Below are 376 nucleotides of genomic sequence, written 5' to 3'. Positions count from 1 at the left end.
AACCCGGCTCCTTTCGCCATCCCTTCCCGGATAGCAAGACGTAAAAACAGCATATCTCCCACCGCCATGCCAAACACGCCGGTGATCACCACAAACAGCGCCACCAGATCGGGTTGACCGCCGAGCGGTTTCGCCGCCGCCAGCGCAAAGGGCGTGGTCACCGAGCGCACCGCCAGGCTACGCTGAATTTCATCAGACAACATAAACCCGCGCGCCAGCCATACGGAACTGGTGACAGCCACCACTACCGCCGTCACCACCCCGGCGCTGAGCGACATCCAGTGGCGTTTAATCACCGCGACATTTTCATACACCGGAACGGCAAAGGCGATGGTCGCCGGGCCCAGCAGCCACAGCAGCCAGTGGGTCTCTCCCA

At 61.7% G+C, this 376-nt stretch carries 1 protein-coding gene; it reads right to left on the bottom strand.

Going from position 1 to position 376, the window contains the following annotated elements; translation table 11 throughout:
* Positions 1-376, bottom strand: a 376-nt coding sequence (locus LU493_RS19755; RefSeq protein ID WP_275289503.1) for an LrgB family protein, incomplete at both ends; no start/stop codon positions are given.

This window comes from Halomonas elongata (assembly GCF_029081005.1).
Taxonomy (GTDB): domain Bacteria; phylum Pseudomonadota; class Gammaproteobacteria; order Pseudomonadales; family Halomonadaceae; genus Halomonas; species Halomonas elongata_B.
Note: the sequence above shows the minus strand (reverse complement) of the source record. Positions and strands in the feature narration are given on the sequence as shown.